The organism is Gilliamella sp. Choc5-1, assembly GCF_001690595.1.
In the GTDB taxonomy this organism is placed as follows: domain Bacteria; phylum Pseudomonadota; class Gammaproteobacteria; order Enterobacterales; family Orbaceae; genus Gilliamella; species Gilliamella apicola_M.
This window is the reverse complement of the sequence record NZ_LZHH01000063.1, coordinates 1-16,069: the sequence shown is the minus strand read 5'-3', so window position 1 is coordinate 16,069 and position 16,069 is coordinate 1. Positions and strand designations below refer to the sequence as shown.

Annotated in this window: 37 protein-coding genes and 1 pseudogene; 23 read left to right on the top strand and 15 right to left on the bottom strand. The window is 34.9% G+C overall.

Annotated features, from left to right (window positions below):
* The 13 genes and pseudogenes from A9G35_RS13685 to A9G35_RS06095 form a co-directional block, all read right to left on the bottom strand.
* Nucleotides 1-189, bottom strand: a pseudogene (locus tag A9G35_RS13685) (RusA family crossover junction endodeoxyribonuclease); the annotation flags it as partial.
* A complete protein-coding gene (locus A9G35_RS06140) occupies nucleotides 186-473 on the bottom strand; it encodes a DUF1364 domain-containing protein (protein WP_065635611.1) in 288 nt (95 codons plus the stop codon). The pseudogene A9G35_RS13685 and the gene A9G35_RS06140, both read right to left, overlap by 4 nt.
* Nucleotides 457-603 carry a hypothetical protein gene (locus A9G35_RS13475; RefSeq protein ID WP_176701374.1) on the bottom strand — a complete coding sequence of 49 codons (147 nt, stop codon included), beginning with the start codon at nucleotides 601-603 and terminating at the stop codon, nucleotides 457-459. Before A9G35_RS13475 ends, A9G35_RS06140 begins: the two co-directional genes overlap by 17 nt.
* A gap of 9 nt (nucleotides 604-612) precedes the next feature.
* The gene (locus A9G35_RS06135) at nucleotides 613-1,266 is read right to left on the bottom strand and encodes a metallophosphoesterase (RefSeq protein WP_065559883.1); all 654 of its coding nucleotides are present in this window, start codon (nucleotides 1,264-1,266) and stop codon (nucleotides 613-615) included.
* Nucleotides 1,263-1,706 carry a recombination protein NinB gene (locus A9G35_RS06130; protein WP_065636110.1) on the bottom strand — a complete coding sequence of 148 codons (444 nt, stop codon included), beginning with the start codon at nucleotides 1,704-1,706 and terminating at the stop codon, nucleotides 1,263-1,265. Before A9G35_RS06130 ends, A9G35_RS06135 begins: the two co-directional genes overlap by 4 nt.
* Nucleotides 1,707-1,712: 6 nt before the next feature.
* Complete coding sequence (locus tag A9G35_RS06125; protein WP_065636109.1) at nucleotides 1,713-2,057, bottom strand: hypothetical protein; 345 nt, start codon at nucleotides 2,055-2,057, stop codon at nucleotides 1,713-1,715.
* Between the two features lie 63 nt (nucleotides 2,058-2,120).
* Nucleotides 2,121-2,480: a hypothetical protein gene (locus A9G35_RS06120; protein ID WP_065636108.1), complete on the bottom strand. Its 360-nt coding sequence runs from the start codon at nucleotides 2,478-2,480 to the stop codon at nucleotides 2,121-2,123.
* Nucleotides 2,481-2,483: 3 nt separating this feature from the next.
* Entirely contained in the window at nucleotides 2,484-2,912 is a 429-nt protein-coding gene (locus tag A9G35_RS06115) for a DUF3310 domain-containing protein (protein WP_065636107.1), read from the bottom strand.
* Complete coding sequence (locus tag A9G35_RS06110; RefSeq protein ID WP_065636106.1) at nucleotides 2,905-3,186, bottom strand: hypothetical protein; 282 nt, start codon at nucleotides 3,184-3,186, stop codon at nucleotides 2,905-2,907. Before A9G35_RS06110 ends, A9G35_RS06115 begins: the two co-directional genes overlap by 8 nt.
* A 2-nt stretch (nucleotides 3,187-3,188) precedes the next feature.
* Nucleotides 3,189-3,350 carry a DUF1187 family protein gene (locus A9G35_RS13180; protein ID WP_141673799.1) on the bottom strand — a complete coding sequence of 54 codons (162 nt, stop codon included), beginning with the start codon at nucleotides 3,348-3,350 and terminating at the stop codon, nucleotides 3,189-3,191.
* Between the two features lie 168 nt (nucleotides 3,351-3,518).
* Nucleotides 3,519-4,175: a hypothetical protein gene (locus A9G35_RS06105; RefSeq protein WP_065636105.1), complete on the bottom strand. Its 657-nt coding sequence runs from the start codon at nucleotides 4,173-4,175 to the stop codon at nucleotides 3,519-3,521.
* 2 nt (nucleotides 4,176-4,177) lie between these two features.
* A complete protein-coding gene (locus A9G35_RS06100; RefSeq protein WP_051634134.1) occupies nucleotides 4,178-4,933 on the bottom strand; it encodes a hypothetical protein in 756 nt (251 codons plus the stop codon).
* Nucleotides 4,920-5,159 carry a helix-turn-helix domain-containing protein gene (locus A9G35_RS06095; RefSeq protein ID WP_034910089.1) on the bottom strand — a complete coding sequence of 80 codons (240 nt, stop codon included), beginning with the start codon at nucleotides 5,157-5,159 and terminating at the stop codon, nucleotides 4,920-4,922. Before A9G35_RS06095 ends, A9G35_RS06100 begins: the two co-directional genes overlap by 14 nt.
* A 128-nt stretch (nucleotides 5,160-5,287) precedes the next feature.
* Here A9G35_RS06095 and A9G35_RS06090 point away from each other — a divergent pair, with 128 nt between their 5' ends.
* The 7 genes from A9G35_RS06090 to A9G35_RS06065 all read left to right on the top strand — a co-directional run bounded on the left by A9G35_RS06090 (nucleotide 5,288) and on the right by A9G35_RS06065 (nucleotide 8,629).
* On the top strand, nucleotides 5,288-5,986 hold the full coding sequence (locus A9G35_RS06090; RefSeq protein WP_141671188.1) for an XRE family transcriptional regulator: 699 nt from the start codon (nucleotides 5,288-5,290) through the stop codon (nucleotides 5,984-5,986).
* Nucleotides 5,987-6,090: 104 nt separating this feature from the next.
* A complete protein-coding gene (locus A9G35_RS06085; protein ID WP_065636104.1) occupies nucleotides 6,091-6,336 on the top strand; it encodes a DUF4177 domain-containing protein in 246 nt (81 codons plus the stop codon).
* Nucleotides 6,323-6,526, top strand: coding sequence for a membrane protein insertion efficiency factor YidD (gene yidD / locus A9G35_RS13980; protein ID WP_080702292.1), 204 nt, complete (start codon nucleotides 6,323-6,325; stop codon nucleotides 6,524-6,526). The genes A9G35_RS06085 and yidD overlap by 14 nt, the downstream gene beginning before the upstream one ends.
* A gap of 124 nt (nucleotides 6,527-6,650) precedes the next feature.
* Nucleotides 6,651-6,941: a type II toxin-antitoxin system HigB family toxin gene (locus A9G35_RS06080; RefSeq protein WP_065636103.1), complete on the top strand. Its 291-nt coding sequence runs from the start codon at nucleotides 6,651-6,653 to the stop codon at nucleotides 6,939-6,941.
* The gene (locus A9G35_RS06075) at nucleotides 6,941-7,510 is read left to right on the top strand and encodes a helix-turn-helix domain-containing protein (protein WP_065636102.1); all 570 of its coding nucleotides are present in this window, start codon (nucleotides 6,941-6,943) and stop codon (nucleotides 7,508-7,510) included. The genes A9G35_RS06080 and A9G35_RS06075 overlap by 1 nt, the downstream gene beginning before the upstream one ends.
* A 25-nt stretch (nucleotides 7,511-7,535) precedes the next feature.
* On the top strand, nucleotides 7,536-7,934 hold the full coding sequence (locus A9G35_RS06070) for a hypothetical protein (RefSeq protein WP_065636101.1): 399 nt from the start codon (nucleotides 7,536-7,538) through the stop codon (nucleotides 7,932-7,934).
* A 419-nt stretch (nucleotides 7,935-8,353) separates the two neighbouring features.
* The gene (locus A9G35_RS06065; RefSeq protein WP_065636100.1) at nucleotides 8,354-8,629 is read left to right on the top strand and encodes a hypothetical protein; all 276 of its coding nucleotides are present in this window, start codon (nucleotides 8,354-8,356) and stop codon (nucleotides 8,627-8,629) included.
* A 579-nt stretch (nucleotides 8,630-9,208) separates the two neighbouring features.
* Here A9G35_RS06065 and A9G35_RS06060 read toward each other — a convergent pair.
* A complete protein-coding gene (locus A9G35_RS06060) occupies nucleotides 9,209-9,745 on the bottom strand; it encodes a super-infection exclusion protein B (protein ID WP_065636099.1) in 537 nt (178 codons plus the stop codon).
* A gap of 165 nt (nucleotides 9,746-9,910) precedes the next feature.
* Between A9G35_RS06060 and A9G35_RS06055 the strand changes: the two genes are divergently transcribed.
* The 16 genes from A9G35_RS06055 (at nucleotide 9,911) to A9G35_RS05990 (ending at nucleotide 15,830) form a co-directional block, all read left to right on the top strand.
* The gene (locus tag A9G35_RS06055; RefSeq protein ID WP_065636098.1) at nucleotides 9,911-10,180 is read left to right on the top strand and encodes a hypothetical protein; all 270 of its coding nucleotides are present in this window, start codon (nucleotides 9,911-9,913) and stop codon (nucleotides 10,178-10,180) included.
* Between the two features lie 69 nt (nucleotides 10,181-10,249).
* On the top strand, nucleotides 10,250-10,546 hold the full coding sequence (locus A9G35_RS06050; protein ID WP_065636097.1) for a hypothetical protein: 297 nt from the start codon (nucleotides 10,250-10,252) through the stop codon (nucleotides 10,544-10,546).
* Between the two features lie 97 nt (nucleotides 10,547-10,643).
* A complete protein-coding gene (locus A9G35_RS06045; protein ID WP_065636096.1) occupies nucleotides 10,644-10,889 on the top strand; it encodes a hypothetical protein in 246 nt (81 codons plus the stop codon).
* Nucleotides 10,890-10,904: 15 nt separating this feature from the next.
* Nucleotides 10,905-11,198, top strand: coding sequence for a hypothetical protein (locus A9G35_RS06040; protein ID WP_065636095.1), 294 nt, complete (start codon nucleotides 10,905-10,907; stop codon nucleotides 11,196-11,198).
* Entirely contained in the window at nucleotides 11,198-11,599 is a 402-nt protein-coding gene (locus A9G35_RS06035) for a hypothetical protein (RefSeq protein WP_065636094.1), read from the top strand. Before A9G35_RS06040 ends, A9G35_RS06035 begins: the two co-directional genes overlap by 1 nt.
* A complete protein-coding gene (locus tag A9G35_RS13470; protein WP_176701396.1) occupies nucleotides 11,600-11,776 on the top strand; it encodes a hypothetical protein in 177 nt (58 codons plus the stop codon). It abuts the gene before it with no gap.
* Between the two features lie 13 nt (nucleotides 11,777-11,789).
* Nucleotides 11,790-12,398, top strand: a complete 609-nt coding sequence (locus A9G35_RS06030) for a Sak single strand annealing protein (protein ID WP_065636093.1) — start codon at nucleotides 11,790-11,792, stop codon at nucleotides 12,396-12,398.
* Nucleotides 12,379-12,987: a lambda exonuclease family protein gene (locus A9G35_RS06025; protein WP_065636092.1), complete on the top strand. Its 609-nt coding sequence runs from the start codon at nucleotides 12,379-12,381 to the stop codon at nucleotides 12,985-12,987. The genes A9G35_RS06030 and A9G35_RS06025 overlap by 20 nt, the downstream gene beginning before the upstream one ends.
* A 33-nt stretch (nucleotides 12,988-13,020) precedes the next feature.
* Nucleotides 13,021-13,143, top strand: coding sequence for a hypothetical protein (locus tag A9G35_RS13890; protein ID WP_255305969.1), 123 nt, complete (start codon nucleotides 13,021-13,023; stop codon nucleotides 13,141-13,143).
* A 60-nt stretch (nucleotides 13,144-13,203) separates the two neighbouring features.
* Nucleotides 13,204-13,476 carry a hypothetical protein gene (locus A9G35_RS06020; RefSeq protein ID WP_065636091.1) on the top strand — a complete coding sequence of 91 codons (273 nt, stop codon included), beginning with the start codon at nucleotides 13,204-13,206 and terminating at the stop codon, nucleotides 13,474-13,476.
* 1 nt (nucleotide 13,477) lies between these two features.
* The gene (locus A9G35_RS06015; protein WP_141673797.1) at nucleotides 13,478-13,729 is read left to right on the top strand and encodes a hypothetical protein; all 252 of its coding nucleotides are present in this window, start codon (nucleotides 13,478-13,480) and stop codon (nucleotides 13,727-13,729) included.
* 2 nt (nucleotides 13,730-13,731) lie between these two features.
* Complete coding sequence (locus A9G35_RS13465) at nucleotides 13,732-13,908, top strand: hypothetical protein (protein ID WP_176701395.1); 177 nt, start codon at nucleotides 13,732-13,734, stop codon at nucleotides 13,906-13,908.
* 3 nt (nucleotides 13,909-13,911) lie between these two features.
* Nucleotides 13,912-14,112 carry a hypothetical protein gene (locus tag A9G35_RS06010; RefSeq protein ID WP_065636089.1) on the top strand — a complete coding sequence of 67 codons (201 nt, stop codon included), beginning with the start codon at nucleotides 13,912-13,914 and terminating at the stop codon, nucleotides 14,110-14,112.
* A 329-nt stretch (nucleotides 14,113-14,441) separates the two neighbouring features.
* Nucleotides 14,442-14,750: a hypothetical protein gene (locus tag A9G35_RS06000; protein ID WP_065636087.1), complete on the top strand. Its 309-nt coding sequence runs from the start codon at nucleotides 14,442-14,444 to the stop codon at nucleotides 14,748-14,750.
* Between the two features lie 57 nt (nucleotides 14,751-14,807).
* Nucleotides 14,808-15,218: a single-stranded DNA-binding protein gene (locus tag A9G35_RS05995; protein ID WP_065636086.1), complete on the top strand. Its 411-nt coding sequence runs from the start codon at nucleotides 14,808-14,810 to the stop codon at nucleotides 15,216-15,218.
* Between the two features lie 177 nt (nucleotides 15,219-15,395).
* Nucleotides 15,396-15,830, top strand: a complete 435-nt coding sequence (locus A9G35_RS05990; RefSeq protein WP_255305968.1) for a class I SAM-dependent methyltransferase — start codon at nucleotides 15,396-15,398, stop codon at nucleotides 15,828-15,830.
* Between the two features lie 19 nt (nucleotides 15,831-15,849).
* Here A9G35_RS05990 and A9G35_RS05985 read toward each other — a convergent pair.
* The coding region (locus A9G35_RS05985; protein ID WP_141673796.1) for an IS3 family transposase at nucleotides 15,850-16,069 on the bottom strand (220 nt) is incomplete at its 5' end.

Below are 16,069 nucleotides of genomic sequence, written 5' to 3'. Positions count from 1 at the left end.
TTTTTTATTGCTCCACGACTTTGGCATGGGTATAACAAAAATTATGTGATAATGACTTTCCGGCAGTGTTACGCCGCTCGCCTTGCATTCGTCTTTAAATGCAAAATATTGCAATACTGGTTTCCGTTTTGCCCACCTGTCGCGCTGTGTCATCCGCGGTTTAGGAACTGGAGTAATGTTATAAATCATGCTTTTATTTTTCCTTCCTTGATCAGTATGTCTTGTGTTCTAATAACTCCTTCAGCGTGAGCTAATCTAACGAATTCATTCTCAAATATTCGTGTTCTGCAGTCTATTTCATCATGACAAGCTGAGCAAGCCCATGCGCCCTGCAAATCATTCGGCTTCATACCTACGCCACACGTTCCTGCTAGTCGATAATGCGCTAGTACCGTGGTTTCTGGGTTATGATTACAGCACGGCAATCGAACCGTGCACTCTCGCCCTCTTGCTTCTTTAGTTAGTTTGCTCATCGTTAACCTTGTTTAAATTATGCTGATTAATGTATTCTCTGCGTTGTTCTCTAACTATTGCTATTGCTCGCTCTAATTCTTGCTCTTTATCATCGTATCGTTTCAGTTGTTCCAAGTGTTCGTTGTTCATCATGCTACCCTAAATATTGTCCATCCTAGTTAATACTAAGTTGCCAGAAAAAACCGCCCCAGTATCAATGTAAACCCTGTTTGCAACTTGCGTCACTTCTCTTTGCGGAGTATGACCAAACACAAAAAATTCAACACCTTTTATTCCTGTATTGTCATATTTTTCAAATCGTTCTCGACTCCAAACCACTTTATTTAAATCAATAGGCTTGTTGAATACATATTCATTTGCTGGATAATCTGCGTGTGCAAACGCTATTAATTCGTTATTGATTGAAAGCTCAATAACTAAAGGCAATTCATTGCACTTATTAATTAAGTTAACAGCTTCCTGTTTATCTAAATCGTTTAATTTGAAAAACCAACCCCCACCGTTGTATTGCCATGCTAATAATGATTGTTCGTCTCCGTTAATTCCATTGATTGCCATTTGCTCGTGATTTCCACGAACCGTTTTAAACCAATCCTGATTAATTAATCGTAAACATTCTAAGCTTTGCGTACCTCTATCAATTAAATCACCAACAGCTATTAGTAAGTCATTTTTAAAATCAAAGCTCACCTCGTTTAACTTGCTCATTAGTAAATCGTAACAACCGTGTAAATCACCAACCGTAAATATCTTTTGATACTCATTACCGTTAATTTTTAAATAATTCATCATGCCACCTTTGATAATTGGTCTTTGTACTGTTCAGCCAGTCGAATCGCTTCCTGTGCATCTGAGCTAAATATAACGGCATTTTCAGCCCCAAACTGTTCAGCACAAGTCACCACATCAGCAAATGCTTTTTTATTCATTCTTCGCGTTGATTGCCCCATGAATACCAGTCCGCCTTGAATTCCCTTTACACATTTCTGCCCGTGCAAATTAGCCGTGATTAAATGCTTCCATTCCTCCGCTGTGAGCTTTTCTCCGTTCCATTCAACTTGTTTTGCGATATCATTTAAAACAGCCCACATCATGCGATTTTGTGCTAACGTGCGATTGTCTTCATCAATTACAATCCTCAATGGACGCTCGCTATCAACTGGTAATTGATTTATTACGTTAATCGCTGTAGTGCGTGCTAGTTCGTGTGTTAATCGAAATTCTTTAATCATTGTTTATCACTCCAAATACTCAACTATTAGCGTCGATTTGTTCTTCATCTTTTCGTGATAGCGTTTATATTGCTTTCTAACGTTGAACCAAAATATCAATGCCCAAACTGGAAAAAGAATAGGCGTTGTTAATATTAGAAATGTATATATAACAAGGCTTAGCAAGTGTATTGGAAATAAAATTGCTTCTTGATTAAGAATCCAAAAAAACTCACCTTTAATATCGTTTAGCTGTTTAATTCCGAACGATGACGCTTTTAATGATAAACAGCTCATAAAATCAGGATAATATCCGTTCCGCATAGCTTTGAACGGGTTTTCAATAAAATCACCCAGCGTTGGTTTTGTCATTTAGTTGCTCTCCAAATTACGAATCCCCAAAAAATAAACGCAGCTATTACTACAATCGCTACATCACTCATCTGCTAACTCCTTATTTGCAACCATTTGGTTTAACTTGATTAATTTTGCTATACCGAAAATCTGAGCTGGAATATAAAAACATAAAAGAACAAACCACCCCTCGTAAGCAATAAAAAAGGTCGATAAAATGGCATAAATCAAGTTCCAAGCTATGTGAAAATTGGTTAAATAATTCCAGTTTTCAATAAACTTTTCAGACGGAATGAGAATAGCTAAATACAAAATGAAACATTCAAACCAAAACACAATTTTGGGTATAACTATAAAGTTTTCGCTAATCAATTTAGACATAAGAATAGCTATGACTATGATTGCCGTGTATGAAATTTTTATTAATAATTTACCGCTCATTATCTACCTCCCGTCAATGCAAAAATGTTTTTTATTTTCAAAAATCTTCTCGTACTCGTTAGCCTTAGCAATATCCTGCTCTAACGCATCTTTTTTACCTGCCCTAATTCGATATTTCAAAATGTTACCAAGGCAAAAGCCTCTAAACTGCTCTACAGTCATACTACGCGCTATGATGTCGATAGATTCGATACCCTTGATTATTTGATAATGTTTTGGATTTTTTACGTTGTCACTCATCACCCGATCCCCGTCTAATTCAGCCCGTGCCTGCCAACTTGACCAACGCATGTTTATTGGTCCGCTCACATAACGATTTTCATCAATTAAATAATCGTGACCAAAAACAAAACTATAACCATAAAAGCTCGAAAGCCATTTTTCAAAAAGAGCGCGCTCTTTTTCTAACTCTTGCTGTGTTAATTTAGTCATTCTCTTGGTTCCTATGATTATTTTCGTACCATTCTTTTGTTGTAACTACAATTCGATGATTAGCTGTTTCATAAAAAACGAACCCATTTTCGTTAACTCTACTTTCAACTGAATCAAGAAATTTTCCAGCTTGCGTCAACTCATTGTTTGAAAAAAATGAATTAATGATGTTAATGCTAGCTACTGAAACGTTGACAGCTAACGCAATAACGATTAACCAAGAAACTAGACCGTTAATAACCGCTTTAGAGCGTCTAGTAAAATCTTCAAACATCCTTAAACCCTCACACGCTCAAAATTATCAAGCTGAACTAGCTCTTTACCGTTTGATAGCTTTTTAATGCATTGTTCGATTGTTAATTCTTCATCAGTAAAATGCGTCCAACTTGTCGGTAATTGCCATTTTTTTATGATTGTTGCTGTTATTTTGTAAGCCATTTCTGTATCAACTCCCTCAATTTAATTTTGTCTTCTTCTGAATAATTTTTTACTCGTTCTGCCAACTGCTGCTTAATCTTTGCCGTATTTGCTCCCCTGCTCTTTATCGCTCTCACATAGTCGTACGCTATTTTGTCGAGCATGTGATAACGTCCAAGTGGGCAGTGGTTAACTCTCCGCAACACAAGCTCTACCTGTTTTTAACATCTGCTTAATGCTAGCAATATACATCATGCTTTTACTTGATGCTCCCTGCTCAGTTTTGCATTCCAACATTGCAAACGTATTCTCTGGTTTTGGTAGATAATGATTAGCTCGCTCTTGTGTTAATAGCCCAGTAAAAACAGCATGGTTTATAGCATCAGCACGCTTTGCTTTATCGCTACCTAGCGAAACAAACACTTCAACGGCACGCCCGTACATCATCGATTCATCAACCATTCGCTCATATGCATCAATAAACGTTCGTCTTGCTCCAATTTTGTCGCCATTTCGGTAGACAATTTCAGCTTGTGCCCACGCTTTTGCTATTTCATTAGTCCAAACAACCGTATTGGTTTCATCGCTAGCAAGTATTGCAATCGACCACGCTTCATCTGGTGATAAATGATTACTTGAACCACCCATTAGCTTGATTAAATCCGCAGGCTTAGGCATAAATTGACTTTTAAGCACCCAAGCATGTGCAGCGGCTTTTAACGATTGAATCGGATATTGTCCAAGTGTTGACCAGTAAATATTAACCTTGACTGTGCTTGCTTGCTGTCCGTAAACCTCAAGTAATCCACCAATAACCGCTAAAAATTCATCTGTAATCTTTGCCATGGTTAAGCCCTCATACTCTCTAAAACTGCCCTGTTACGCTCGGCAAGGGTCATGAATTTTTCAGGTGGTTTATTTGATTTTTTATAACCGTTAGCATTGCGTAACCAGTTGTTAAAAGCCGCATTCCAATCAATATATTTTTTGCCATTCGCCAAGCAGTAATCCCTGAATTTGACAAACTCATTATCCAAATTGATGTTTTCATTCATCGCTATATCTCGATGATGATCGTTCGGTTTAAATTCATCAGGAAACTGACAAGGTCGCTTTGGCTGTTGCGATTTATTCGCAATAATATTTGTAGTATTCTCTGTAGTAGTCTTTGTAGTATTCTCTTGATATAACGAACTTGATTTTGTAGTCGTCTCGACATCTACATTGTAGAGATCGGGGTAACTACTTTTCATTTGTCGTGATGATTGAGTTATAGAGTTGGCGAAATCGCTTAAAACTTGATTAACTTTTTCATTATCAATCTTGTAAAAAGTCTTATGCTCTAACCTCTTTTCTGTAACAATTAACACGCCTTTTTCTTTTAGTTTTTTGATAGCCGTTCTTTGTTCGTTATGAGATAAACCAGTTTCATCTTCAAGCTCATCACGTGTTTTATACACACCTAAATCAGACGTAGCCTTGTCTTGCCAATAAAATAATTGTGAGAATAAAACAGCAGGACTCACACCACCCAGTGGCTTAGCTAGCTTAGGATAATAGGCATTCGGACGCCCTATTAGTTTTAATATTTCAACTGCGTTCATTGCTTACCCTCTTTCTTGGGAAAAGTTCTGGTAAATCAGGTCTAATATCGCAAGCTGCAACTTCCCCATTGGTTGCTTTTACTATTAAATGAACATGTTCAGGACTAACATCAGACAATCCGTGCAGCCACTTCCATACTGATGTCTGAGTTTTCCCACACGCATCAGCTAATTTTTTCTGGCTTCCCGTAATTAAAATAGCTTTCTCAATTGCTTTATTTTTCATACAAACTCTCTTTTAACAACTTATGTTGTGAATATTATCTTTTGTTTTTGCTTGTGTCAACAACTTAAGGTGTTTTACTTTATACAACTTTGGTTGTATTTTATTTAAATGAAAAAGGAGCTTAAAAAATGACATTAGCAGATCGACTAACCTCAATAATGAAAGAAAAGAAGATTTCTCAAGCGAAATTGGGAGAGGCTATTGGTATGTCTCAAACCACAATATGGAAATTAATGACAGGCAAAACAAAATCAAATAGAAATCTATTGAAGATCGCTGATTATTTAGGTGTTTCGGTTGAATGGTTAGCTAAAGGAGAAGGTCCTCAGCTTAAACAGCAACGAGACGGAACGCCGATGGATGAATTATCAACAAGAGACGTAGATGAGTGGGATGATAAAACCCCATTAAATGATGATGAAGTTGAAGTTCCATATTTCAAATCAATTGAACTTGCAGCAGGGCATGGTTGTTCAAGCACGGAAGATCACAATGGATATAAGCTCAGATTTAGCAAATCTTTTTTTAGAAGAAAAAACGCACAAAAAGAATTTGTCATTTGTTTTCCAGCTAAAGGAAACAGTATGGAGCCCGTTATTCCAGATGGAGCAACTGTTGCGGTGAACACACTACAAAAAGATATTCGTGATGGCGATGTTTATGCAATATGCCAAGACGGATTGTGTCGGCTAAAAAGATTGTATTTATTACCAGCAGGAAAAATAAGAATTGTTTCTTACAACTCTGAAGAATTTCCTGATGAAATTGATGATTCAAAAAATATAGAAATAATCGGGCGAGTATTTCATTGTTCATTTGAAATGTAATCAATGCTATTAAGAAAACACGGCTAACCGCTTCGGTTGTTTTCGTTTAACAAAACTATAATCATAATTAGATATATATTAAATAATAATTCAAGGAGAAAACAGTGCGTTATATTTATGAAACAGTTCAAATTCCACCAAATATTAATGTAGGGAAAAAAGATAAAGGCAATGAAGCTGGAGCTTATTTGCGTGAAATAATAAATAACAAAGCCAAAGATAATTGGGAATTTGTAAGCGTTGAGAGCGTTGGAGTAAGAACATCCCCAGGGTGTCTTGCTTCTCTTTTAGGAAAGAAAGAAGAATATTCTATTTATTATGTGATTATCTTTAGACGTGAAGTGGCTTAGTTTTAAATTAATATATCTATATAGAGCGATAGCCCCCAATCGCATTCGCTCAGCATGTAGATTCGAACCGTCTTGCTCAGAATATGCCTTATTAGCAATTGAAAAATATGGCGTATTCAAAGGGTGGAAAATGACATTAGGCAGATTAATGAGATGTAAACCACCAAATGGTGGCAAAGATTATCCGTAACAACCGCTTCGGCGGTTATTGAAACAAAGATTCAATCGTTCAAATAGAATAAAGTAAATTAGATAGTTATTGATAATTTTAATTATAAGGGATATATTATATATATTCCCAATTTGGGAAATTTATGAAAATATTCGGGAAAGAAAAGATAATCAAATTTAATAAGAAACATCCTGAAGCAAGTAGACACCTGAACTCTTGGGTAAGAAAAGTTGAATTGTCAACTTGGAATAATCCACATGACATTAAAAACAATTTTAATAATTCATATGACCAGTTAGGTGATTCTAAAGGTGTTTTTAATGTCAAACATAATAACTATAGAGTTGTTGTTCAAGTGAGATATTGTAATGGCATGGTTCTTATTGATGGGGTCTATACTCATTCTGAATATGATAAATTGAGGTTAAAATAATGGCTAGCTATTTTTGGACTATACTGCATAATGAAGCAGAATATCAAAAAGCAATGGATCGATTCACTGAACTTTTCGGTAAAGAATTAACACCTCTTTCAGAGGAAAGCGATGAATTCGAATTATTAGCAATGCTAATTGAAAAATATGAAAATTTAAACTACCCCGTTGAGGCTCCTTCTCCTATTGATTATATAAAATTTATTATGGATCAAAAAGGTTTAACTAATGAAGATATGAAAAAATATTTAGGTTCATCATCTAAAGTGTCAGAAGTCCTCAATGGCAAAAGAAATCTAAGTTTAAATATGATTAAAAAACTTCATAATGGACTTGGTATACCTGCAGATATCTTAATTCAAGATATCAATTGTATAGATGATGAGAATAATGGCGTTATTTTTTCGAAATTAATTAACAATGAAGCTTGCTACATAGAATTAGAAGAATCTACTAAATTTGACATTATACTTATATGTAAAAATATAATAGAAAAGATTAAAAATCCTATGAAAGGTGGATTAGACAATAATTATCCGAATGATACTAATAGCTGTCTTTATTATTAATATACTAGTTAAAGAGAAATAAAATATGGATAAATTATTTAAACAAAAGAAAGATTTCATTATTATTAATATTAGCTTTGATGAATATAGAAAAGCGAAAAACGGTACAGATATTGAATTTCAAATAAATGAATCTCAAGAAAGCATCATGATTCATAAAGAATTAGATAAACTAATGGTTAAGATGATAACTACAATTGTTGGTGTTGATAATGAGAATACTCAAATTTTTTCTTTTGTGTTGAGATCTAATACTCAAGTTTATCTTAAAGAAAAATTGAAAACAGAAAATCAATCTAAGTCACCAATATTATCAGATGAAATAAAAACACAAGCAGAAATTATTGCATCAACTGAAAATAAAACTTTCATTAAACAGTTTTTTAATAAAACTCATATTCCAATTAGTTCCGATCAATTCTAAATATAAATCAGTATATAACCAACCCGTCAGCGCGGGTTTTTTCATACTTATCTAAAAATTAACTGTACTTTTTTACATACCGCTAATCATTCATTAATCACATTCTAAGGATGTTTCTTATTTTCCACATGACCTGTTCAGCAAAAAATAAAAAATAGCCTTATTATCGATAATAGACCTCTTTAAGCTGATCTTTTTATTGAAGCTTTTTCTTTTATTGGGTATAATTTGATCTATATTTAGTGGTTGGCAACATAATAAACTACTAGATATGGGAAAGCCCGATACGCTAATATCGGGCTAATACAAAAAAATAAAGCATTATGGGCTTTATTGCGAGATCTCGATAGTTATTCTATATTCGTTTTCTTTTTAAGTAAAGCCCTATTTAATGCTTATCACTCAGAGAGGTATTAAAAATGGGTTATTCACCTATATGCCATAAGGCACACCGTTACGATGTTCACTTCGAATCATTACCTGAATATCAAGGTACATTTAGCCGACATAAATGCGCTGGCTGTGCATTTGAGTTAGGGTATTTTCATGCAGTAAATGGAATACCTAAAGCGATTGATGATTCAGTTTTAGATAGCATCCCGTACAGTCAAGCTGGTAGCGTCAGACACAAAGATGCTTTTACCGCATACAATGATGGGTATAAATTTGCATTAAGCTTAGCTAAAGTCGCTTAATATATACCAAAAATAACAAAGCCCCTTTCGGGGCTTTTTTCACATCTAAAATCCCCACCACAACTTTAAAACAATTCATTGATTAAAAAATAATCAAACGAATAACAATCAATCACACAAAAACAACAACTTAACAACTTAATTAAAAATAACAACAACTTTAGGTGTTGATATTAATAACAACTTATGTTGTAATAATCACATCAAAACAAATCAACTTAACCAAAAAGTTAAACAAGACTACGAGTTATTTAACAGATTAAGAAGATTCAAGTAGCTAGCTGAGGCATATGAAAGTACAGCGGTTTTGAAAGCAATCACAGCAGTACGCATCGGGTGAGCGACTTAATCACTCCCAGCCTCGAGAGAGACCGACTGGCCATCAAGTTCTTTAGTAAAAAGATTGCTTAATTTTATATAGTAACCAGAGATTAGAGGCGGCTACTGGTTGCTGATTCCGCCTAGTGGGTGACTGGATGAATTGTGCAGGTAAACCACCAAGCAGGCTGAGAGGTCTGCGTCTAATAATCAAATCAAAGCGCATTTAAACAAGTGCGCTTGAGTTTGATGTAAATAATACTAATTATTATCAGTATTATTTTTTTTGATTTCTTTTCTAATAAATTTTTCAAATGATGGATCTAGTACAAAGCGACATTCGGTATCAAATGTACGCGGAAAACCACATTGAATAATCACCCCCTTATTAATAAGCTTAATAACATGTTTAGGTATTTTTTCCGCTTCAAATGAAATGTATGGATAACCACTATGTAATAAATAAGCAATAACTTCTTTCTCAGATTTATTTAACGAATTAATTAATAATACTAATTCATTTCGTTCTTTATTTAGTTGTTTTTTATTAGAAAAATTTGTATAGAACTTTTTAAAATTTATTACTACAGAATAAATAAAACTGCACAAAATAAAACTGGTAGCAAAAACCGCTATTTCATAACTGAATGGAATTTTTACTTTTTCACTAAATTTAATTTGAATTTCGGTGGGAACTATAAAAAAAATACATAATGAAACAAGAACTATCAACATGCTTTTTAATGAAAAAATATCCTTTCTAAAGATAGAAACAATAGTAACTAGCCAATCTGGCATACATAAAAATCCTTGTTTGTACGTGGTTATGAGTATTCTAAATCCTTGTACGTGGTTGTCAAGGGAGCACGAGCCTGAGCGTGTTGCAGTATTACTCAGGCACATTAATGAACACCTTTATGAGATGTTTTGATGGATTAAAACTACCAAATTTCGAGGTAATTTATGCAATTACATAGAGCTGTAGAGAACGGTTACGAAAAAGCATATTGCAAAATGATGAACGATGTCGAAATGCAAGACGCTAAAGATGATTGGATTGAAGCTAGAGCCGAAGAATTGCTTGGAAATTTCAGTAACGACAACGATTGGCAAATAGTAGAGCTGTTAAAAATAAAGCTAGAAAGTAAAAACATTGATGCTGACATTTACAATCAGTTTATAACCGATATATGTTACTCTCAAGCTAAAGTTGAGTATAACAAAAGATTCTGACAACTCGGAAAGACGAGTACATGCAAGTCCTTTGCCCCAGAAATGGGGCTTTTTTGAGGGATTTATTAAATGAATAAAAAAATTAAAGAAGCCAGCGATTTAACTAATAAATTAATATCTGATGCTGTTAAAAATATTCAATCAAATAATGACGATTACATCATAGATTATTTTGCTGAGTTGATTTTATCTGTCAAAGCTGAGCTTGGTATAGCTACATATACAAGCGCAAAGAGCGCAATAAAAAATGAAATAAAAATTAGCCCAAGTTTTATGACATCGCTAGATAGCGCTATAGTTTTTGCAAGAAGAAGAATATATCTAAATTTAATTCTAAAACCGAAAACGGCTTGGCGCTTGCCGTAAAAGCGCCCCTTTTATTCTTAAGCATATTTGCCCGTGAATTGAGTAACGGGCTTTTTTACAGATTTAGCAAGTAGTTAACGACTATAAGGAATAAATAATGGAAAAATCAACACCGTTGCCTATTTCTCGTGAAATGTGGGCGATGATTGCTAAAGAATGGCAATGGGCAGTATTGGGGGGTAATGGTTATGTGTATTTTTTCGACAGTAAACCTTCTATTCACAAGATTAGATATGAGTGGATTGATAGTGACGGGTGGAATGGTTGCGACAGTGTGTTAGCGATAAGCACAGAAGGAATAAACTGGAGTCTGTCACTCACAAAAAGACCAGATGATGTCTAAATTAAGGGGCAAACAATGACAAGTAAAAAGATTATTGAGCGATTACAGCAAAAAGACTGGTTTGTTAAGTGTAAAACTGAGCATGAACTAGCGTTAGTGTCAAATGCATGTTTGGATGCTGATATTCCTTGGTTTTCTGGAACTAAGGCATCTAGATTTGCTCCAGACTTGCTTGCATCATTGATTGTTATATCTAGACAAAATCACTTATTCAAAAGACGTATTGGCTTCGCTTATTGTGCGTCGCCTTGTGAATGCGAAGACATAGACATAACAGATTGGTTTTTCGAAGAATTGAGGAGTGAATAATGGAAAAATTAACACCGCAAAACGAACATGAAGAACACATGGTGCAGGTTTTATTAGCAATAATGCAGGGTGTGCCAGTTGAAGAATATAATGACGACAACTACTTTTGGCACCCGTCAGACTCTAATTGTATTTTTTTAAATACAGAATATCGCATTACACCAAAATCTACACCGCTACCAATTACGCGCAAGATGTGGCGAATGATTAATAAAAAATGGAAATACGCGGCAATGGACAAAGATGGCGAAGTGTATTTTTATATTAATGAACCATATACCGATAAATATGGTGGTTGCTGGAATGATTCTAGCAGTAAGTATTGTAGAAGCGCCTTATTCATCAATATTGATGGAATTAATTGGAGTCTCTCACTCACAGAGCGACCAGAGGACGTCTAAATGAACACAATACCAATTGATTACGTCGGCTGTAATGTTTATCAAACAGACCGATTTAATATTAATTACAAACTAAACAAGGGCGAGCAAATATACGCCCTTTTTTGTGTCTTAATTGTGACATTTGGCGGGTTGTTTATGCTGATTCGATGGATGTTAGAAGTGGCGACTAATTAAAGGAAATATAAAAATGGCAGAATCGTTTGAAAAGAAAATTTGGGAAACTCTATCACAAGTTAATGTTAATGACAAAGTAGAAAAAAAGAACGGATTAACATATCTGTCTTGGGCGTGGGCATGGGGTGTTTTAATGGAGTATTATCCTCAATCATCATACATAATTAACCCACCAACCACAGAAATGGATGGCTCTATGACGGTTAGCGTAACGCTAACAATAAAAGAGGATAACAACGAGGCAACTCGATTTATGTGGCTACCAGTTATGGATTTTAAAAACCACGCTATTAAGTCGCCAAATTCAGTAGATATCAACAAAGCGACAATGCGATGTTTAACCAAGGCTATATCAATGTTTGGATTGGGTTTTTATATTTACGCTGGTGAGGATTTGCCAGAAGAAGAAAAGCAGGCGCAAAAAATTAATGAAGATGCGTTAAACAAAAAACGAGAATCATTAATCAAAGCGGTTGAACAATCTGCACAAAAAGGCATTGATGCAATGGGTGAGTTTTGGAAATCATTATCAATTGAAGACCAAAAACTTATCGGGTCTAGTGAAAAACGTCGTATCTATGATATGGCAAAAGAGGCTGATAATGGAACAGCGAACGGATGAATGGTTTAACGCACGGCTAGGCAAAGTAACTGCAAGTAGAATTAGTGATGTGATGGCTAAAACAAAAAGCGGTTATTCAACTAGCCGCCAAAATTACATGGCTCAGCTAATTTGCGAACGTCTAACAGAAAAACCAACCGAATCATACTCTAACGCCGCTATGCAACGCGGCACAGAGTTAGAGCCAACAGCCAGAGAAATGTACATACTAAACCAATTTGACGTAACCGTTAAAGAAGTTGGTTTTATCCACCACCCCACAATCGAAAACGCAGGAGCAAGCCCAGACGGGCTAGTAAATGATGATGGATTAATTGAAATAAAATGCCCGAATACGTGGACGCACTTAGAATTTATGCAATCACTAAAGCCAAAGCGTGAGTATATCTTACAAATGCAATGGCAAATGATGTGCACGGGTCGAAAATGGTGCGATTTTGTCAGTTATGACGATAGGTTACCAGATAATTTGAGCTTTAGATGTATACGAATTCATTACGACGAAGCATTAGCTCAAGAGATAGAAGCAGAAGTTATCAAATTTCTGCAAGAACTAGATGAGCGTATCAAACAAATAGAAGCCGCATAACCGTCCAAATGACTTTTTTTAAAGGATAAAACAATGACTAGATTAACTAAATCTATCAAAGAGCAAATTTGTAAAAATGCAATTGAACAATCGCTAGTAAATAAAGAGCTGAAAACAGCAAATGAAAATTTATCTAAATTTTTATACATATACTGATATGGGAGAAGATACTACAGTTGATTTAGAGCAGGTTATAAAAATAGGTGATAAATAATAATGATGATGAACATATGTTGGCATAAATATCCAGATGAAAAACCATGTGATAGTTGGAAATTTAATGATGTTATTGTTGTAATAGAGAATATATATGATGACTGTCCAAGTATACAGGCTTGTTGTTACGATGAACGTGAAGATAAATTTTTTACGGAAAGTGCTATTTGTCCTCGTTGTGATATGAGTATTAAACATTACATTAACGGGAAAGTATTATACTGGATATTTGTGTGTGAATTAGAAACACCAGAGGATGTGAATGATGACTAAATTGAATTGGCGCAAATTTCCAGATGAAGCGCCAGAGAAAGAAGATGGTATTGCTCAAAAACTGTGTATCGTACGTATTCGTTTTTTAAATGGGCGTGAAGAATTGTGTGAAGCAACAGTATATGACTGGTACGACGAACACGCAGAATTCGACGAGTGGTTAGATGATTATGTTGGCAAATGGTCCGAGCATGATAACGATGAAATAACACACTGGATTTATGCACATGAGCTACCGCTACCGAAGGAGTAATCATGTCAGATAAAATAACGTTTGTTGTTTATGCGCGAATTGGGTCATTTATATATAAAAGAATAGTCGTTGATAAAGCTGAATATGATGCAGTAGAAGATAAAAGTGCATACGAACAAGAATTGCTCAGAAATTATCTTCCAGATCTTGTAGACAGCGGAATATATATTGAGGATTAAATTATGAAATATTTTACGTATGACCACAATGGCGAGGGCTTTGAATATCACAATACCAAAGAAGAAGCAAAACGCCATGCAGAAGAGTTGTTAGATTTTTATTTACAAAACGACGATGAGAACAATGTAGATATTTGTTGGGGTGAGATAAAAGAAGATGTGCATTCAAATGATGCTGAACTGAAATTTAAAAAGGTGATGTGATTATGATTACAGAAGAGGAATGGAGCAACTTAGCGGCTGGAAATGTCATATATTGTGTATATGAGCTGTGGGACATCGTCAGTGTGACTAAGGTTAATATATTAAAGATCACTAAGGCGCAAATAACATTTAAATCGGACATCCAGCATTCGTGTACTAACGTATACAACAAATCAAACTCTCACTGTTTATTTACAAATGAAATTTGTGCAATCAAATACGCTATTATTTTGTCATCACAAAAACAAAAAAAATTGCATAGAGAAATAGACAGAATAGAAATCAGCAAACAATCATTTATACAGAGATGTAAACAACTGGAGTAGAGCATGACAAATACAAAACTTGATGATTTTGAAAAAGAAATTTTACGAAAAATCGATAACAATGAGCCGTTAACTGAGGATGAGATCGAGGAGCTCTTATACTACAGCGTCGATTCTATGGTTGTTAATACAGGAAGGTGGGTTAATGACAAAATCGAAATTGTCCAACTTGAACATCGTACGTTTAGTATCGAGTGGAAACAGGGATTAACTGAGAATCAGGAGAGTTTATTTGCATCTCAGATACCGGTTGAGGTTAAATCGGTTACAAAAATAATCGAAACAACAGAATGGGTGAAACTGGAGAAATAAAAATTGAAAAAATACAGCAACAAATTGTTGAGAATTTAAAAGGGCTGGAGCAAGAAAATGGCAAATAATTTAAATCAGTGTTTATTCACTGGCAGAATCGGGAAAATCGAGGAGCGTTACACTTCTGATAACAAGTTAATCGTTAATTTCAGCATGGCAATTGGTAGCTATAAGAAGAATGGTGATAGCTATGAAGATGTCACAGACTGGGCTAATTTACGAGCATTTGGTAAGATTGCTGAGAAAGTAAGAGATAAAGGCAAAGGTGCTTTTATTCGTGTTACAACTCGATACAAAACAGATAAATGGCAGGACCAACAAGGCAACAACAAAACAGCCATTTATTTTATAGTTGATGATTTTGAGGCGTTAACGTTCGATAAAAGCAGTAATCAGTCAGCACAACAACATAAACCGCAAACATCAGCTCAGCAAAATGAGTTTATAGATAATGAGATTCCTTTTTAAATCAATACATTATAAAGCTACCCACAAATTCTGTTAATAACTCACTGAACAACCACCCTATTCTATTAATTTATTACAAATATCTGCGCTGATTATTTGGCGTGCGATTTCTATTATCTAAAGGAAATAATAATGAACATCAATAAACCCGTCATTGACGTTTGCTGTGGCTCTCGCATGTTCTATTTTAACAAACTCGATGATCGAGTTTTGTTTTGTGATAAGCGAAAAGAGAGTCACGTAATATGCGACGGTCGAGTAGTAGATATCAATCCAGATGTGCAAGTCGATTTCACTTCCTTGCCGTTCGACAATGAAACATTTTATCAAGTTTGTTTCGATCCGCCCCATCTAATCAAAGTTGGCCAACGCAGTTGGCTAGCCAAAAAATATGGCCAACTTAATAAGACAACTTGGCAAGATGATTTAAGAAAAGGCTTTAGTGAATGCTTTCGAGTGCTAAAAACTAACGGCACGCTAATCTTTAAATGGAACGAAACAGATATACCAGTTAAAGAGATTTTGGCATTGACAGAATACGAACCGCTTTTTGGACACATCAGTGGTAAAAGGTCCAACACTCATTGGATGTCATTTATTAAGAGGAAATAATTGGAATGGCAACACATTTTCAAACAAAAAAATTAAGGGGTAAGTGTTTTTTAAATTCAACGGGAGGCAAGTAGCCTAACGAAGAATGTAATCGTTTATGATTATACCAATAAGCATAAGCCGAAAAAGCGCGTTGTAACTCAGCCGTTGAGTTAAAACGTTGGCCTTTTACAAATTCCGTTTTAATTGTTTTAAATGTCGCTTCCGCTACCGCATTATCATAAGGACATCCTTTCTTG

Excerpts from the sequence above, each read along its gene's own strand:
- A9G35_RS13890 (WP_255305969.1), top strand. The coding sequence starts at position 13,021 with ATGACTAGATTAACTAAATCTATCAAAGAGCAAATTTGTAAAAATGCA.
- A9G35_RS06010 (WP_065636089.1), top strand. The coding sequence starts at position 13,912 with ATGAAATATTTTACGTATGACCACAATGGCGAGGGCTTTGAATATCAC.
- A9G35_RS05990 (WP_255305968.1), top strand. The coding sequence starts at position 15,396 with ATGTTCTATTTTAACAAACTCGATGATCGAGTTTTGTTTTGTGATAAG.
- A9G35_RS06025 (WP_065636092.1), top strand. The coding sequence starts at position 12,379 with ATGGAACAGCGAACGGATGAATGGTTTAACGCACGGCTAGGCAAAGTA.
- A9G35_RS06040 (WP_065636095.1), top strand. The coding sequence starts at position 10,905 with ATGACAAGTAAAAAGATTATTGAGCGATTACAGCAAAAAGACTGGTTT.
- A9G35_RS13475 (WP_176701374.1), bottom strand. The coding sequence starts at position 603 with ATGAACAACGAACACTTGGAACAACTGAAACGATACGATGATAAAGAG.
- A9G35_RS06050 (WP_065636097.1), top strand. The coding sequence starts at position 10,250 with ATGAATAAAAAAATTAAAGAAGCCAGCGATTTAACTAATAAATTAATA.
- A9G35_RS06065 (WP_065636100.1), top strand. The coding sequence starts at position 8,354 with ATGGGTTATTCACCTATATGCCATAAGGCACACCGTTACGATGTTCAC.
- A9G35_RS06140 (WP_065635611.1), bottom strand. The coding sequence starts at position 473 with ATGAGCAAACTAACTAAAGAAGCAAGAGGGCGAGAGTGCACGGTTCGA.
- A9G35_RS06060 (WP_065636099.1), bottom strand. The coding sequence starts at position 9,745 with ATGCCAGATTGGCTAGTTACTATTGTTTCTATCTTTAGAAAGGATATT.
- A9G35_RS06135 (WP_065559883.1), bottom strand. The coding sequence starts at position 1,266 with ATGATGAATTATTTAAAAATTAACGGTAATGAGTATCAAAAGATATTT.
- A9G35_RS06000 (WP_065636087.1), top strand. The coding sequence starts at position 14,442 with ATGACAAATACAAAACTTGATGATTTTGAAAAAGAAATTTTACGAAAA.
- A9G35_RS13465 (WP_176701395.1), top strand. The coding sequence starts at position 13,732 with ATGTCAGATAAAATAACGTTTGTTGTTTATGCGCGAATTGGGTCATTT.
- A9G35_RS06130 (WP_065636110.1), bottom strand. The coding sequence starts at position 1,706 with ATGATTAAAGAATTTCGATTAACACACGAACTAGCACGCACTACAGCG.
- A9G35_RS06055 (WP_065636098.1), top strand. The coding sequence starts at position 9,911 with ATGCAATTACATAGAGCTGTAGAGAACGGTTACGAAAAAGCATATTGC.
- A9G35_RS06075 (WP_065636102.1), top strand. The coding sequence starts at position 6,941 with ATGGCTAGCTATTTTTGGACTATACTGCATAATGAAGCAGAATATCAA.
- A9G35_RS13180 (WP_141673799.1), bottom strand. The coding sequence starts at position 3,350 with ATGGCTTACAAAATAACAGCAACAATCATAAAAAAATGGCAATTACCG.
- A9G35_RS06100 (WP_051634134.1), bottom strand. The coding sequence starts at position 4,933 with ATGAACGCAGTTGAAATATTAAAACTAATAGGGCGTCCGAATGCCTAT.
- A9G35_RS06120 (WP_065636108.1), bottom strand. The coding sequence starts at position 2,480 with ATGAGCGGTAAATTATTAATAAAAATTTCATACACGGCAATCATAGTC.
- A9G35_RS06115 (WP_065636107.1), bottom strand. The coding sequence starts at position 2,912 with ATGACTAAATTAACACAGCAAGAGTTAGAAAAAGAGCGCGCTCTTTTT.
- A9G35_RS06110 (WP_065636106.1), bottom strand. The coding sequence starts at position 3,186 with ATGTTTGAAGATTTTACTAGACGCTCTAAAGCGGTTATTAACGGTCTA.
- A9G35_RS06045 (WP_065636096.1), top strand. The coding sequence starts at position 10,644 with ATGGAAAAATCAACACCGTTGCCTATTTCTCGTGAAATGTGGGCGATG.
- A9G35_RS13470 (WP_176701396.1), top strand. The coding sequence starts at position 11,600 with ATGAACACAATACCAATTGATTACGTCGGCTGTAATGTTTATCAAACA.
- A9G35_RS06035 (WP_065636094.1), top strand. The coding sequence starts at position 11,198 with ATGGAAAAATTAACACCGCAAAACGAACATGAAGAACACATGGTGCAG.
- A9G35_RS06020 (WP_065636091.1), top strand. The coding sequence starts at position 13,204 with ATGATGATGAACATATGTTGGCATAAATATCCAGATGAAAAACCATGT.
- A9G35_RS06090 (WP_141671188.1), top strand. The coding sequence starts at position 5,288 with ATGACATTAGCAGATCGACTAACCTCAATAATGAAAGAAAAGAAGATT.
- A9G35_RS06125 (WP_065636109.1), bottom strand. The coding sequence starts at position 2,057 with ATGACAAAACCAACGCTGGGTGATTTTATTGAAAACCCGTTCAAAGCT.
- A9G35_RS06080 (WP_065636103.1), top strand. The coding sequence starts at position 6,651 with ATGAAAATATTCGGGAAAGAAAAGATAATCAAATTTAATAAGAAACAT.
- A9G35_RS06095 (WP_034910089.1), bottom strand. The coding sequence starts at position 5,159 with ATGAAAAATAAAGCAATTGAGAAAGCTATTTTAATTACGGGAAGCCAG.
- A9G35_RS05995 (WP_065636086.1), top strand. The coding sequence starts at position 14,808 with ATGGCAAATAATTTAAATCAGTGTTTATTCACTGGCAGAATCGGGAAA.
- A9G35_RS06105 (WP_065636105.1), bottom strand. The coding sequence starts at position 4,175 with ATGGCAAAGATTACAGATGAATTTTTAGCGGTTATTGGTGGATTACTT.
- A9G35_RS06030 (WP_065636093.1), top strand. The coding sequence starts at position 11,790 with ATGGCAGAATCGTTTGAAAAGAAAATTTGGGAAACTCTATCACAAGTT.
- A9G35_RS06070 (WP_065636101.1), top strand. The coding sequence starts at position 7,536 with ATGGATAAATTATTTAAACAAAAGAAAGATTTCATTATTATTAATATT.